Source organism: Mangrovicoccus sp. HB161399 (assembly GCF_013184745.1).
Lineage (GTDB): Bacteria > Pseudomonadota > Alphaproteobacteria > Rhodobacterales > Rhodobacteraceae > Mangrovicoccus.
The window spans coordinates 35,601-50,264 of the sequence record NZ_JAATVU010000005.1 but is presented as its reverse complement, the minus strand read 5'-3'; the positions used below and the strand labels follow the sequence as shown (position 1 = coordinate 50,264).

Below are 14,664 nucleotides of genomic sequence, written 5' to 3'. Positions count from 1 at the left end.
GCCTGCACCCGGTTCCTGCCGGGTGCGGCGCGTTTCACAGCTCCTGCGAGGGGTCGATCAGCCCGTCCCGGAGCGCCACCGCCAGCAACTGCGCGATGGAATTCACGCCGAGCTTCTGCATAAGGCTGGTCCTATGTTTCTCGACCGTCTTGACGCTGATTCCGAACCCGGCCGCGATTTCCCTGTTGGAGCGGCCCGCGAGGATCATGTTGAGCGTCTGCCGCTCGCGCATCGTCAGTCCCGCGGTTTCTTCGCCCTGGCCGAGGAGGTCCAGGAAGAACGGCGCCACCTTGCGCCCGCCGCGCATGATCAGCGGCAGCGCATCGAAGAGCGGCGCGAGATCCTCGCGCTTGGAGAACAGGCCCTCCACCCCCGCCTCGACGATATTTGCGACGAGACCGGGCGAGGCGATGCCGGTCAGCACGACGATCTTCGTCTCCGGACTCCAGCGGCGCACCTCGACGATCACCTCGACACCGCCGGCCAGCGGCATCTGCACGTCGAGAAGCAGCAGGTCGGGACGGTGCCTGCGGGTCTCGACGATGGCCTGCAGCCCGTCCGCCACTTCGGCCGCGACCTCGAATTCCGGGTCGGCATCGAGCTGGCTGCGCAGCCCGAGACGGACGATCTGGTGATCGTCGGCGAGGATCGCTGAGAATGGCGGCGTCCTTGCCATGGCGGGGCCCCTTCCTCCTGCGGCTGGTCCTTGCGGTGACGCTGACTGCGGTTCTGGCATCCCGAATTGCCCTTGCGCAAGCGCCGGAAGCGCCGCTGGGGCTCGGCCCCGGAGCCGATGCCGCGCTTCCCGCTTCCGCGTTCCGCGTGCTTGCCGGGCTTCCCGCCGGCACGTCCTGGGAGGAGGTGGCGCCGCGCTTCGCCGCGGGCGGGGGCGGGCGGCCTGGCGGCGATGTGCTCGATCTCGGCATGACCTGGCAGAAGCTCTGGGCGGTGGCCGAGCTGGCAAACGCCGGTCCCGGTCCGGCTTCCTGGCAGATCGGCACCGAACTGCCTGCCGCGGGCGAGCTGGAAATCCTCGCGATCCGCGGGGGGGCGGCGCCCGAGCGGCTGCTCGGCGCTTCCTTCCGGCTGGGCTTCGGCACCCGTCCGGTCGAGAGCCGCAAGCTGGTCTCGGCCCCGGTCGCCGTGCAGCCCGGCGAAACCGTGCAGCTTGCCGTCGGCTACCGCCCCCTCGGCTTCAGCCGGCTGCCGCTCTGGCTTGCCGGACCGGCGGGCGCTGCGGCGCATCTCGGCGCGACCGCTCAGGGCGATGCGGTGTTCTATACCGCCACGCTGGCGATTCTCGCCTGCTTCACCGGCTTCTGCCTGGTGATGCGCAACGCAACGGGGCTGTGGTTCGCGGCGATGCTGGGGCTGAACCTCGCCGTGGTGGCTCAGGCCGAGGGGCAGTTCTTCCGCTGGCTCTGGCCCGAAGCGCCGCTCTTCAACCTCAACGCCACGATGCCGCTGATCCTCGTGGCCGCCGCTTTCGGCTATCTCGCCACGCTGCGGGCGGGGCGGGACTCGCTGGGGCTGCGGGCGCGGACGGCGATCCGCGCGGCCCTGGCGGCGAGCCTGCTGCATCTTGCCGCCGTCCCCTTCGCCCATCCGGTCCTGGTGGTGCCGGGCGGGCTGGTGCTCTGGCTAGGAACCTTCGCGGCAATCGCTTGGAGCCTGCCCGGCTGGTCGGAATTCTCGCCCCTGCAGCGGCGGACCGGGCTCTGGGTCGCCGTCGCCGTTCTGGCGGCGGGCTCGGTCCTGCAGCTTGCGGCCGCGGCCGGGGCAACGCCTGCCTGGGCCGGCCCGGAGACGATGCTGCGCCTGTGCTACCTGGCGGCTGGCGGGGGTCTGATGGCCCTGCTGCTGATGCAGGTCGCGCGGCTCCACCATGCGCATCAGGCGGCGATGGCAGCGCAGATCGAAGCGTCGCGCAAGGAGGCCGAGCTAAGCACGGCGCTGCTGCAGTCCGAGCGCAGCTATGCCGAGGCGATGCGGCGCGCGGCGCGGGCGCGGCAGGATCTGGCAGCGGCTTCGCATGACCTGCAGCAGCCGCTGGCGGCGCTGCGGCTGCTGCTGCGGCAGCGCGCCGAAGACCGGACGGAAGAGGCGGTGGCCGAGGCAATGGGCTATCTCGACCGGCTGGCCGGGGCCTTCGCCGCGGGCGGCGGAACCGGGACGGCGGCGGACCCGGCCGAGGCCTACGATCTCGGCATGGTCCTGCGTGCGGCGGCCGACATGTTCCGCGACGAGGCCGAGCAGCGCGGCATCGCGCTGGACGTCAGCGGGGCCGGGATCCTCACCCGCGTGCCGGCGCTCGCGGTGATGCGGATCGTGTCCAACCTGACGGTCAACGCGATCCGCCATTCCGGCGGCAGCCGGGTCTCGCTGATGCTGGCGGCGACGCCGGAGGAGGCCTCGGTCAGCGTGGCGAATGACGGCGCGCACATGGCGCCGGAGGCTTTCGCGCGCTATCTGGAGCGCGGCGAGAAGGGACCGGCTTCGGAGGGCGGCGGTCTGGGCCTGGCCATCATCGCCGAACTCTGCGCCGAAAACGGGCTGGAGCTGTCGCTGGATCCGTCGCATGGCAGCGGCACGCGGCTGACCGTCACGCTGCCCCGCGCAAGCGAGTGATCGCCGGCTCAGCCGGCCGCTTCCAGAAGGTCCCGGAGGGCGCGTTCGATCTCCGCGGTTTCCGCCGCGTGGCGGCCGGGCGCCCCGGCAACATGGCCCAGGTCGGAGCGGAGCGGCCTGAGCTCGGCTCCGGGCACGGCGGCGCGGTCGAGGGCGTTTTCTTCCAGCGTGAAATACCGGTCGGTGTCGCAGGGCATGGCGATGGCCCGTGCCGTGATGCGCGGCAGCAGCGGCGCCAGCGCCTGCGGATCGGCGGCGGCCCAGGTTTCCAGGACCGCGGCGAGGTCATGGGCGTCCCAGCCGAGATGGTCGTCCTCCCACCAGGCCAGAAGCGACTCAGCGGAGGCAAATCCCAGTCCGCGCCAGAGTTCGTCCCGCCAGAAGGCCGACGAATAGACCCAGCCGGCATAGACCCGGCCGAAAGCGCGCAGCCCCGCCTCGGGGCGCGGATCGCCGCGCAGAAAGGCCGGATCGGCGCGGAGCGTGGCGCGCAGCCCGCCAAGGAACACCCGGTTCAACGGCCAGGCGCCGGTTGAGCCGCAGACCGGCAGGATGGCGTCGACCCGTCCGGGATGATGCGCCGCCCAGTGCCAGGCCTGGATTGCGCCCATCGACCAGCCATAGACCAGCGCCAGCCGCTCCACGCCCAGATGCGCCAGGAGCCGCGCCTGGGCCGCGACATTGTCCCCGATCGACACGAGCGGAAAAGCGAGGCGCGCCGCCCGGTCCGCCAGATGGCTCGGCGAGGTGGCGTTGCCGTTGCCGAACATGTCGGTGGCAATGATGCAGAGACGCTCCGGGTCGAGTGCCCGTCCGGGCCCGATCATCCCCGCAGGCGAGGCGGAGGTGCCGGTGTAGTGGCTGGGGATCAGGATGACCTTGCCGCCGTCGGGGGCGGGGCGGCCCCAGACCCTGTAGGCCAGGACCGCATCCGGCAGGACGCCCCCGCCCGAAAGCGGGAGATCGCCCAGATGTAGGTGCTGCAGCGGCGGCAGCATCAGAACATGTGGCTGTAGCGCGCCGTCTCCCAGGCGGAGACGGAGAGGTGGTACTCGTTCCATTCCGCGGTCTTGTAGCGGATGAACTCGGCCTTCAGCTCTTCGCCCAGCACCTTCGCGGTCAGCGGGTCCGCGTCGAAGGCCTCGACCGCCTCCAGCAAGGTCTGCGGCAGGAACTCGATGCCGCGGGCGGCTCGCTGGGCGTCGTTCAGCTCGTAGAGATTGTCCTCGTTCGGGCTGCCCGGGTCGATCTTTTCGCGCACGCCTTCGAGCCCCGCCGCCAGCACCATTGCCGCCGCGAGATAGGGGTTCACCGCGCCATCGGCATTGCGGCTCTCGCAGCGGCCGCCGCCCTGCGGAATGCGGACCGAATTGGTGCGGTTGTTCGAGCCGTAGGAGTTGAAGACCGGCGCCCAGCTGAAGCCCGCCATCGCGCCCCGGCGCACCAGCCGCTTGTAGCTGTTCACCGTCGGCGCGAAGGTCGCGCAGAGCGCGCGGCCGTGTTTCAGGATGCCGCCGATGAAATGGTAGCCGGTCTCGGTCAGCCCCAGCCCGCGCGGATCGTCGGCCGGGTCGCATTCGAACGCATTTGCGCCGGTGGCCAGGTCGAAGAGCGACATGTTGAAATGTGCGCCATTGCCGGTCTTGTCGGCGAAGGGCTTGGGCATGGTCGTGGCGATCAGTCCGCGCTCTTCGGCATAGTGCTTGGCCATCATCCGGAAGAAGGTGAACCGGTCCGCCATGGTCAGCGCATCGGCAAAGCGGAAATCGAATTCGAACTGGCCGTTGGCATCCTCGTGGTCGAAGGAGTAGAGATCCCAGCCGAGCGCGTCGATGGTCCCGGCCATCTGGTCGAGCCAGCCGAAATTGTCCATGAAACTGCGCAGGTCGTAGCAGGGCTTGGTCAGCGTGTCGTTCTCGGTGGGCACCGAAAGCGAGCCGTCGGCCTCCTTCTTCAGGAGGAAGATCTCGGCCTCGATGCCGAGGTTGAAGCCGAAGCCCATCCCGGCGGCCTCTTCCAGGACGCGCTTGAGCACGTTGCGGGGCGCCAGCGGATAGGGCGCGCCCTGGAATTCGTTGTCGGCGGGCATCCAGGCCACCTTGGGCTCCCAGGGCAGCTGGATGATATGGCCGAAATCCGGGACCGAGGTGATCTCGTCATCCGATGGTGCCTGGCCGAGCCCGTCGAGCGCGTAGCCCGTGTAGCGCTCGGAGCCATGCGCCATGTGCTTCAGATGCCCGATGGGCACCACCTTGCCCTTCTGGACGCCATGGATGTCGACATAGGCGCCCATCAGGTAGCGGATGCCCTTGGCCTCCAGCGCCGATTGCAGGTCCTTCAGCTCGGCGTCGCTATACGCGGTCATTCGGAGTCTCCCGGATTTCGGATGGGTCAGGCGGCGATGCGCAGGGTGACGCGGCGGCTCTGGTCGAACCAGGTCTCGAGCCCGGCGACCTTCAGTTCCAGCGAGCCCTCGACCACTTCGCCGATATAGGAGATCGGCAGCGGCTCGTCGGAGGCCTCGTCGCCGTAGACGACGCAGAACTGCTGGCGCGGCGAGTAGAAGCAGACGCCGCCTGCGGGGCTGCCGTATTTCGCCTTGCGCTCCTTGCCGACATCCTCGGTCAGGTACCTGTTCTCCCAGGGCGCGACGATCGGCATGGTGAAGAAGACCAGGTCGCCCAGCAGCTTGCCGTGCTGCAGCATCGAGGTCATCGGCAGCTTCTGGCGGAACTGCTCGCAGAGCTGGGGCACCTTGTCCTCCCAGACCTCGATCTTGCAAATGTCGGTGTCGTCGATGCTCATGATCAGAAACATGGGTCGTCCTCGGGCTCAGGCGGTGGCGGGTTTCTTGCGGGGGAAGGCGTTGCCGAGGCCCCAGGGCAGGATGTAGTCGACCCACATGTGCAGCCGGTTGGCATAGCCGAGCGCGGCCTGGGTCAGGCGGTTGAGGTCGTCGGTGGTCTCGCAGAGCTTCGAGGCATCGACATAGAGCCGGGTCATCTCGGCGGCCGAGGGGATCGACACGAAGTCGAAGAACGACGCCTTGTAGCCGATGATCTGGTCGATCAGCGCCTGCAGCGTCTTCAGGTCGGCCTCGGTATCCTCGCAGACCCGGATGATGCCCCAGAGCATCTCGTCGGCGAAGGTGCGCGCCTCGCCCTCGGCGAAGATGATGGTCGAGAGGTACTGGCCGCGGGCGCCGGTGCCGCGCGGAACCTCGCCGCGGCCGAGCGCCAGGATGTCCTCGGGGGATTCGAACCAGATCTTCTCGCGCTCCGCCTCGAAACGGGCAATCGCCTCGTCCAGTGTCATCGGGGTCTCCTTGATGGGATTGCTGCGCGCCGCTCGGGGCGCTTGGCGGCAAGCTAGACTGATTTTGAAAATCTATTCAAACAAAAACATTGCCGCGCTGGGATTGTCCGGCCCGGCCAGTCCGGGAGCGGTCGGAAGTATCTCTGAAATATCCTTTGAAATGGCGGGATTACCGGCAATGGACCGAATTTTGGGCGAAAATACTGGGCCTGGAACTTGTGCCAGACGGATCGGCGCAGCCAGAAATCCCATATAAAAATCCTTTTAAACCATAAGTTTGTCGAATATACGGAGATTCCGGCATTTTCCGCACATCTTTTGAAAGTTCGGCTCCGGATGCCGGTGAAGTTTTCGGCACTTCGAAAACAGTCCGGCTTTCCTCGGTGGCGGACCTCGGGAAACCTTGCCCGGAAAAACCGTCGGCCCGCAAAGATTGAACCATAATTCAAATCAGAACCGCGCAAGACATGGTGCGGCACCCCCGTCCAGCATGGAGTAGACCGACATGATTTCCCGCAGACTGACCGAAGCCGCCCTGTTCGGGGGACTCGCCCTCGCCGCCGCGATGCCCGCCGCCGCGCAGGACATTCCCGTCCAGGAGGCCGTTCCCGAACTGCACGACATGCTGCCCGATTCCATCAAGGAGAAGGGCAAGATCGACCTGGCCACCGACGCGCACTACCCGCCCTGCCAGTGGTTCCTCGAGGACGGCAAGACCATGGTCGGTTTCGAGGTCGACCTGTGGGACGCGATGGCGCAGGTGCTGGGCACCAAGGTCGAGCCGGTCTCGATCGATTTCGGCGGGCTGATCCCCGGCGTCGAGGGCGGCCGCTACGACATGGCGATGGAATGCATCACCGACCGCGTCGAGCGCGAGGAGGTCGTCCAGTTCGTCAATACCAGCCTCGATTACGGCAACGCCTTCTACTATGTCGCCGACAACCCGGACATCGTCGCGGGCGATCCGAAATCGCTCTGCGGCCAGACCGCGGCCGGCCAGACCGGCACCGATTTCGTCACCAAGTTGGAGGCTCTGTCCGCCTGGTGCACCGATCAGGACCTGCCGGCCATCGAGGTCGGCCAGTACCCGCAGCAATCGGCCGTGCTGCTGGCGCTTTTCGCCGGACGGATCGACTTCGCGCTCTCGGCGGCAAGCTCCGTCGAAGAAATCCGCAAGAACAACCCCATCGATATCGGCACCATCTCCAACCCGCTGGAGAAGCAGAACTATCTCGGCGCGATCGTTTCCAAGGACAATGACCAGCTGGCCGAGGCGCTGCTCGCCTCGCTGAAGGTGCTGGGCGAGAACGGCACCTATGACGCGATCTTCGAGAAATGGGACATCCCGCATGCCGCGCTCGACGAGTTCGGCATCAACATGACCACGACCAACCCGCGCGACTGACGCGCGCTGCCCGCCCCCTTGTGGGGGCGGGCCTTTCCGAGATGACGGGACCCACCATGCCTGCCAGCACAGCCTTCGTCCGCCACGCGCTCCTGCCGCCCAAGAGGCCTCCGGCCGGGGGTGGCCGTGCCGCCCGCAAGGTGCCGCGGCTGCAGATCCTCGCCTGGGCGGTCTTCGCCGTGTTCGCATTGGCCACGCTGCAGGACGTGGCGACGAACCAGCGCTTCCAGTGGGCGGTGGTCGGGCAGTACCTGTTCGATCCGACCGTGATCCGCGGCTTTCTGACGACGCTGTGGCTGACCGTGGTGACGATGGCGATCGGCGTGGTGCTGGGGATCATCCTGGCGGTGATGAGGGTGTCATCGGTGCTGCCCTTCCGGGCGTTCTCGGCCGCCTACCTGTGGTTCTTCCGCGGTACGCCGGTGCTGGTGCAGCTGATCTTCTGGTACAATCTCGCCGCGCTCTATCCGCGCTATGCGTTCGGAATTCCGTTCACCGGGCTGACCTTTTTCGAAGGCTCGTTCAACGACCTGATCACGCCCTACACGGCGGCGATCCTCGGGCTCGGGCTGAACGAAGGTGCCTACATGGCCGAGATCGTGCGCGCCGGGCTCGAAAGTGTCGGCCGCGGCCAGCGCGAGGCGGCCGCCGCCATGGGGCTGAGCCCCGCGCGCACGATGCGGCTGGTGATCCTGCCGCAGGCGATGCGCTTCATCGTGCCGCCGACCGGCAACCAGACGATCGGCATGCTCAAGAACACCTCGATCGTGTCGATGGTCGCCCTGTCGGACCTGCTCTACTCGGTGCAGACGATCTATTCGCGCACCTTCCAGACCATCCCGCTGCTGCTGGTCGCCTGTGCCTGGTACCTGCTGGCCACGACCGTGCTCTCGGCGGTGCAGTCGCGGATCGAGGCGCATTACAACCGCGGCCACACGCCGCGCGAAACCTGAGACGGCGGAGATTTCCCGTGGAATTCGGACTGTTCAACCTGATGTCGCTGCGCGACCATCCCGGCGGCGTGCCGGGCGTGCTCGAAGACACGCGCGTCATGGTGCGCCTGGCCGAGGAGATCGGCTTCTCCGCCGCCTGGTTCGCCGAGCATCATTTCACCAACTATTCGCTCTCGGTCTCGCCGCTGATGATGGCGGCACATTTCGCGGGCGCGACCTCGCGCATCCGGCTCGGCACTGCGGTGATCGTGCTGCCGCTCTACCAGCCGATGCGGGTGGCGCAGGAGATCGCGCTGGTCGACCAGCTCTCCGGCGGCCGTCTGGTTCTCGGCGTCGGCACCGGCTACCAGCCCTTCGAGTTCGAGCGCTACGGCGCCGATGTCACCGCCCGGGCCGATATCTTCCTGAAATACTGGGATGTGCTCGAGGCGGCGCTGACCGGCGAGGAGGTCGGCGCCCCCGCCGCCGCGCTTGGCCTGCCCGAGACGCCGGTGCTCCTGCATCCGCGCCAGCGCCCGCTGCCGCCGGTCTATGTCACCGGGGGCGATCCGCGCATCCTGCAGCGGCTGGCCCCGCTTGGCGCGACGCCCTTCATCACCGCGGGCTTCCGCGGCTCGCCCGCGCTGATCGAGATGGGCCATGCCACGGCGGCGAAATGGCAGGCGGCCGGGCTCGGGCCGATGCAGCGCCTCGGCGTGCAGCAATACATCCATGTCACCGACAGCCGCGAGGACGCGCTGAAGGCCGCCGATTGCGCCCGCTTCGTCGGGCGCATGGCCGCGGGGCTGCGCGGCCGCGAGATCGTCCGCACCGGTGCGATGATCGACGCGCCGCCGCTGCCGGACGAGCCGTCGCTCGACACCATCGCGCAGAACATCATCATCGGCCCGCCCGAGCATGTCGCGGAACGCATCGCCGCGGAATGCGCGGCGCTGCCGATCACGCATTACAACACCTTCTTCCAGTTCGGCGACATGCCGCTTTCCATGGCCGCCCGCTCGCTCGAACGCTTCGGCGCCGAGGTGATGCCGCTGCTGGCCAAGACGCCCGAACTGGCCGCCACCTGAGACGAGGATCCGAGATGACCGACTATGCCTCCATCGGCAGCATGGCCCAGCCCGCGCTGCCCGAGATCCTGCGGGCCGTCCATGCCGGGCGCGGCCAGACGCTGGAAGACAGCGAGACCCTGCCGCCCGCCGCCTATACCTCGCAGGCCTTCTTCGATCTGGAATGCGAGCGCATCTTCCGCCCCGGCTGGCTGGCCGTCGCCCATGTCGCGCAGGTGCCCGAGGTGGGCGACTATGTCTCCATCGAGGTGATGGGCGAGCCGCTGGTCGTCGTCCGGGGCCGCGACCGCATCCGCGTGCTCTCCCGCGTCTGCCTGCACCGCTGGGCGCCGGTGGTCGAGGGCTCGGGCAATGCCAAGCTGTTTTCCTGCCCGTTCCACCGCTGGGGCTATGACCTCGAAGGCAACCTGCGCACCGCCCCCTTCATGGAGCAGGCGCGGAATTTCGACTCGAAGAAGATGAAGCTGCCCGAAGTGCGCTCCGAGATCGTTCTGGGCACCATCTACATCAACTTCTCCGGCGATGCCGAACCGCTGGCGCCGAAGATGGAAGGCATGATCGCGGAATGGTCGAACATCCCGGTCGACGAGCTGATCGTCGGCTACGAGACCCAGTTCCATTGTCCGTTCAACTGGAAGATCGCGGTCGAGACCTTCATGGAGTGCTATCACCATATCGGCGCCCATGCGAAGACGCTGGAGCCGCACAATCCCGGTCGGCTGAGCTGGGGCGAGGACATGGCCGATCCGGATCAGGCCTTCGTCACGCTGCGCCATCCGCTCCGGCCCGACCTGCCGACCGAGACCAACCTGCAATCCGGCCTGCCGGTCTTCGACGGCTGGAGCGACGCGCAGATCCGCACCGGCAACCTCTACCACGTCTTCCCGATGAACCTGATCGGCACGTCGGTCGATGCGGTGCGCTGGACTTCGATCCTGCCGCGCGGCGTCAACGACACCTGGTGGGTGCGTCTGCATCTGGTGCGCCGCGAGGCCGCCGAGCTGCCCGAGTTCCAGGACATGATGGCCAAGGCCAAGGAAAACGGCGCGGTGATCGCGGGCGAGGATGTCTCGGTCAACACGCTCCAGCAGATCGGCGCGGCCTCGCGGCTGGCCGAGCCCGGGCGCCTCAGCCATCTGGAGAAACCGGTCTGGCAGCTGGCCGACTATGTGCGCGACCATATCGGGGAGACGGTCTGATGGACTACATGAAGCTCGGCCGCACCGGCCTTGAGGTCTCGCGCATCTGCCTTGGCTGCATGAGCTATACCGTCAACGGCCCGGATGCGAAACATGGCTGGCTCTTCGACGAGGAAGGGAGCAAGCCGTTCTACGCCCGCGCGCTCGATCTCGGCATCAACTTCTTCGACACGGCCAATGCCTATTCGGCGGGCCAGAGCGAGGAGGTGCTCGGCCGCCAGGTGATCGCCCAGGTGCCGCGCGACGAGGTGGTGATCCTCTCGAAGGTCTTCAACCGGATGCGGCCCGGCCCGAACGGCGCGGGGCTCTCGCGCAAGGCGATCCTGGACCAGATCGACGGCACGCTCCGGCGGCTCGGCACCGACCATGTCGATGTCTACATGATCCACCGCTGGGACTATGCGACTCCGGTCGAGGAGACGCTCGAGGCGCTCCATGACGTGGTGAAGGCCGGAAAGGCGCGCTATCTCGGCGCGTCCTCGATGTTCGCCTGGCAGCTCGCCAAGGCGGTGGGGATCCAGAAGGCCAATGGCTGGGCGCCCTTCGTCGCGATGCAGAACCACCTCAACCTGCTCTACCGCGAGGAAGAGCGCGAGATGCTGCCGTTCTGCCGCGATGCCGGGATCGGCGTGATCCCGTGGAGCCCGCTGGCCCGCGGCCGTCTAGCCCGGCCCTGGGGCGAGGCCTCGGTACGTTCGGCGCAGGACGGCTATACCCCCGCGCTCTATGCCGCCGAAGTTCCCGAAGAGCTGGCGATCGCCGGGCGGGTGGTCGAGCTGGCCGCGCGGCGCGGGGTGAAACCGGCACAGATCGCCATGGCCTGGCTCTGGCAGAAGGAGCCGGTCGTGGCGCCGGTGATGGGCGCGACGAAACCGGAGCAGCTCGACGATGCCGCGGCGGCGCTGTCGCTGTCTTTGTCTTCCGAAGAGGTGGCGTATCTCGAAGAGCCCTACCGGCCGCGTGCGGTGATCGGCTTCTCCTGATGGCAGAGATATGGGACGCCGTCGTGCTGGGCTCCGGCGGGGCCGGGCTGATGGCGGCGCTGCGGGCGGCGGCGGCCGGGCTCCGGGTGATGGTGCTGGAGGCGCAGGACGTCATCGGCGGCACCACGGCCATGTCGGGTGCCGGGCTCTGGGTGCCCGGCAACCATCTGGCGCAGGCGGCCGGGATCGCGGACAGCCCGGAGGAAGCGGCGGCCTATCTGGCCGCGGCCGCCCCGCCGGGCTGGGCGGAGACCGAGACGCCGCGCTGGCAGGCCTTTGCCGGAGCCGCGCCGCGGATGCTGCGGTTTCTGGAGGCGCAAACGGCGCTGCGCTTTGCCCTCTCGGACGACAGCGACCCCTATCCCGGTCTGCCGGGCGGCAAGGCGCGCGGGCGGATGGTCTCGACCCTGCCGCTGGCGCAGCTCCGCGCGCTGCCGCTGCAGCCGCCGCATATCCCGCATGTCTTCACCTATCAGGAGACCCGCGCCCTTGATCCCTGGCACCGTCCGGCGCGGGCCGTCGCCGCGCGGCTGCCGCAGCTCGCCTGGCGGGTGCTGCGCGGGAAGCGGGCACAGGGCACGGCGCTGGTCTCGGGGCTGGCGGCGGCGCTGCTGGCCCGGGGCGGCGCGATCCGCACCGGCTGGCGCGCGGCGGAACTGCTGATGACGGACGGACGGGTGACAGGCGTTGCGGCAATGACGCCGGAGGGCCTGCGGGAGATCGCCGCCCGCCATGTGGTGATCGCCACCGGCGGGTTCGAGCGCGACGAGGCCCGCCGCGCCGCGCATTTCGCCGGGCCGCTCGGGCTGATCGCCTCCGCCCCGGGCAATCTGGGCTGCGGCCAGCGGATGGCCGAGGCGGCCGGCGCGCAGATGGCGCGGATGGATCAGGCCAATATCGCGCCTGCGCTCCCGGCGCGGCTCCGCGGCGCGGCGCTGCCGATCGGCACCTTCCACCACCGCGAGCCGGGTGCTCTGCTGATCGGGCGCGACGGGCGGCGCTTCGTCAACGAATACCTCTTCAATCTCGGCGAGGTGCTGGCAGAGCGCGGGCCGGACGGCCAGCCGCGGCACCTTCCGGCCTGGCTGGTCTTCGATGAGGCCACCCTGCGGTCGAGCCCGGTGATGCGCCATCTTCTGCGCCGCCACGGGCAGGGGATCCATGTCACCGCGGAGAGTCCCGAGGCGCTGGCCGCCCGCATCTCGGTGCCGCCCGCGGCTCTGGCGGAGACTGTCGCCCGCTACAGCGCCGGAGCCGAGACCGGGACGGATGACGCCTTCGGCCGCCATCTCGACCCGTTCACCGGGCGCCCCGACGGGATCCGCCGCATGGCGCCGCTCCGCCGGGCGCCGTTCCACGCGCTGCCCTTCAACCTCAGCTTCCTCGGCACCAAGGGCGGGCCGATGACCGATGGCGGCGGGCGGGTGCTCCGCCCCGATGGCCGCGCCATCCCCGGGCTCTATGCCTGCGGGCTGGCCATGGCGAACCCGATCGGCACCCGCGCTGCCGGGTCCGGAACCACGCTCGGCCCCAACCTGACCTGGGGCTTTCTCTGCGGCGAAAGCATCGCCGCGGCCGAACAGGAGACACAGACATGACCAATCCCTCGGAACCGCTGGCCGACACCGTGGCGCTGGTGACCGGCGCGGCCAGCCCGATCGGCACCGCGATTGCCCGCCGTCTGGCCGGGGCCGGGGCCGATCTGGCGCTGAGCTACAGCCGCCATGCCGCCCCGGCCGAGGCGCTGGCCGCGGAGATCGCCGCCACCGGGCGCCGCGCCCTCGCGGTGGAGATGGACCTTACCGACCGGGCCTCCGTCGCCGCGGGCATCGCCGCCACGGTGGCCGGGCTGGGCGGGCTCGGGCTGGTCGTCAACAACGCGGGCACCTCGGCGCCGGGGCATCTCCTGGAGCTGTCCAGCGAGGACTGGGACCAAGTCTTTGCCGTCCATACCCGCGGCTTCTTCCATGTCGGCACCGAAGCGGCGCGGCATATGAAGGACCATGGCGGCGGTGCGGTGATCGCGATTGCCGGAGCCTCGGCGCTGCGCTGCTACCCCGGAAACGGCGCCTACGGACCGTCGAAATCCGCCGTGCTCGCTGCCGTCCGGCAAATGGCGGTGGAATGGGCGCCCTTCGGCATCCGCGCCAATGCCGTCCTTCCCGGCCCGGTCCGCGACCCGGAAAGCGGCTGGCGCGAGGCCGAGCCCGCCTTGGCCGCCGAGGTCGACCGGCTTCCGCTGCCGCGTGCGGCAGCCCCCGCGGAAATCGCACAGGCCGTGCTCTATCTTGCAACGGCTGGCTATGTTACCGGGCAGGACCTCGTCGTCGACGGCGGTGGAACGACGACCTGGTATATCCAGGGCTGAGAGGGACGGCAGTCCGGAGAGGCAGGGGACATGGCCCGGAAGAAGGCGCTCGAGACCGAAGCTGCGCAATTCGACGACAGCTACCAGCCGACACCGGGATCGCCGCCGGATGTCATGTGCCGCACCGCGCTCGACCTTTTCGCAGAGCGGTCCTATTCCTCCGTGCGGATCAAGGACATCGCGGAGGCGAGCGGGTTCAACCCGTCGCATTTCTACTATTATTTCGACAACAAGGAGGATCTCTTCATGAAGACGATCGCCCGCGTTGTCGCCGAGGCCTTTTCGCATTTCGACGGCATCGCGCAGCGGGCAGGCTCGCCGGAGGAGGTGATCTCCAGCTGGATCGAGTTGCATATCCGCCAGTTCGTGGCGCTGCAGAAGGTGGCGCGGATGAGCCTCGACTACGCTTCCACGGGCAAGCGGACTCCGGTCGCCGACCGCGCGATCCGCGCCTTCTACGAACGCGAGGCCGAAATCCTGAAGGCGGCAATCCAGCAGGGCATCGCCGAGGGCACGTTCGCGGATGCCAATCCGGCGGATACAGCGACAATGATCTCGACTTTTCTCGACGGAGCCCTGTTCCGGAACGTCATGTTCCCGAATTTCAACTATGCGCGCGCCATGCAGTCGATGCGCCGTGTCGTGCTCCACTGGTTGAGATCCGGAATGCGGACCATGTGAATTTCCGCTACATGAGGCGCTGTTGCGCAAATCGGCTGGCGGCCGCAGCTCCCCTTGCCCCGGGC

General features: G+C 68.5%; 14 protein-coding genes. 9 read left to right on the top strand and 5 right to left on the bottom strand.

Annotation, left to right across the window (positions count from 1 at the left end; genetic code table 11):
• Window positions 1-34: 34 nt before the first annotated feature.
• On the bottom strand, window positions 35-676 hold the full coding sequence (locus tag HCC78_RS04150; RefSeq protein WP_172327477.1) for a response regulator transcription factor: 642 nt from the start codon (window positions 674-676) through the stop codon (window positions 35-37).
• On the opposite strand from HCC78_RS04150, the gene HCC78_RS04145 reads away from it, so the two are divergent.
• Window positions 658-2,628, top strand: a complete 1,971-nt coding sequence (locus tag HCC78_RS04145) for a HAMP domain-containing sensor histidine kinase (RefSeq protein WP_172327476.1) — start codon at window positions 658-660, stop codon at window positions 2,626-2,628. The genes HCC78_RS04150 and HCC78_RS04145 overlap by 19 nt on opposite strands.
• An 8-nt stretch (window positions 2,629-2,636) precedes the next feature.
• Here the strand turns inward: HCC78_RS04145 and HCC78_RS04140 are convergent, their stop codons facing one another.
• The 4 genes from HCC78_RS04140 to HCC78_RS04125 are packed head-to-tail and all read right to left on the bottom strand — an operon-like array spanning window position 2,637 to window position 5,943.
• Window positions 2,637-3,626 (bottom strand): alpha/beta fold hydrolase, encoded by a 990-nt coding sequence (locus HCC78_RS04140; RefSeq protein ID WP_172327475.1) that lies wholly within the window; start codon window positions 3,624-3,626, stop codon window positions 2,637-2,639.
• Entirely contained in the window at window positions 3,626-4,993 is a 1,368-nt protein-coding gene (gene glnT / locus HCC78_RS04135) for a type III glutamate--ammonia ligase (RefSeq protein ID WP_172327474.1), read from the bottom strand. Before glnT ends, HCC78_RS04140 begins: the two co-directional genes overlap by 1 nt.
• Before the next feature lie 26 nt (window positions 4,994-5,019).
• The gene (locus HCC78_RS04130) at window positions 5,020-5,445 is read right to left on the bottom strand and encodes a DUF3830 family protein (protein ID WP_172327473.1); all 426 of its coding nucleotides are present in this window, start codon (window positions 5,443-5,445) and stop codon (window positions 5,020-5,022) included.
• Between the two features lie 15 nt (window positions 5,446-5,460).
• On the bottom strand, window positions 5,461-5,943 hold the full coding sequence (locus HCC78_RS04125) for a hypothetical protein (protein ID WP_172327472.1): 483 nt from the start codon (window positions 5,941-5,943) through the stop codon (window positions 5,461-5,463).
• A gap of 505 nt (window positions 5,944-6,448) precedes the next feature.
• Here HCC78_RS04125 and HCC78_RS04120 point away from each other — a divergent pair.
• Genes HCC78_RS04120 through HCC78_RS04085 form a run of 8 tightly spaced genes read left to right on the top strand, consistent with a single transcriptional unit; the run spans window position 6,449 to window position 14,599 of the window.
• Window positions 6,449-7,348: an ABC transporter substrate-binding protein gene (locus HCC78_RS04120; protein WP_172327471.1), complete on the top strand. Its 900-nt coding sequence runs from the start codon at window positions 6,449-6,451 to the stop codon at window positions 7,346-7,348.
• A gap of 56 nt (window positions 7,349-7,404) precedes the next feature.
• Entirely contained in the window at window positions 7,405-8,301 is an 897-nt protein-coding gene (locus HCC78_RS04115; protein WP_172327470.1) for an amino acid ABC transporter permease, read from the top strand.
• Between the two features lie 17 nt (window positions 8,302-8,318).
• Window positions 8,319-9,368 carry an LLM class flavin-dependent oxidoreductase gene (locus HCC78_RS04110; protein ID WP_172327469.1) on the top strand — a complete coding sequence of 350 codons (1,050 nt, stop codon included), beginning with the start codon at window positions 8,319-8,321 and terminating at the stop codon, window positions 9,366-9,368.
• A gap of 14 nt (window positions 9,369-9,382) precedes the next feature.
• Window positions 9,383-10,567 (top strand): aromatic ring-hydroxylating dioxygenase subunit alpha, encoded by a 1,185-nt coding sequence (locus HCC78_RS04105; protein WP_172327468.1) that lies wholly within the window; start codon window positions 9,383-9,385, stop codon window positions 10,565-10,567.
• Window positions 10,567-11,550 (top strand): aldo/keto reductase, encoded by a 984-nt coding sequence (locus HCC78_RS04100; RefSeq protein ID WP_172327467.1) that lies wholly within the window; start codon window positions 10,567-10,569, stop codon window positions 11,548-11,550. Before HCC78_RS04105 ends, HCC78_RS04100 begins: the two co-directional genes overlap by 1 nt.
• Complete coding sequence (locus tag HCC78_RS04095; RefSeq protein ID WP_172327466.1) at window positions 11,550-13,148, top strand: FAD-dependent oxidoreductase; 1,599 nt, start codon at window positions 11,550-11,552, stop codon at window positions 13,146-13,148. Before HCC78_RS04100 ends, HCC78_RS04095 begins: the two co-directional genes overlap by 1 nt.
• On the top strand, window positions 13,145-13,918 hold the full coding sequence (locus tag HCC78_RS04090; RefSeq protein WP_172327465.1) for an SDR family NAD(P)-dependent oxidoreductase: 774 nt from the start codon (window positions 13,145-13,147) through the stop codon (window positions 13,916-13,918). The genes HCC78_RS04095 and HCC78_RS04090 overlap by 4 nt, the downstream gene beginning before the upstream one ends.
• A gap of 30 nt (window positions 13,919-13,948) precedes the next feature.
• A complete protein-coding gene (locus HCC78_RS04085; RefSeq protein ID WP_172327464.1) occupies window positions 13,949-14,599 on the top strand; it encodes a TetR/AcrR family transcriptional regulator in 651 nt (216 codons plus the stop codon).
• Window positions 14,600-14,664 lie beyond the last annotated feature (65 nt).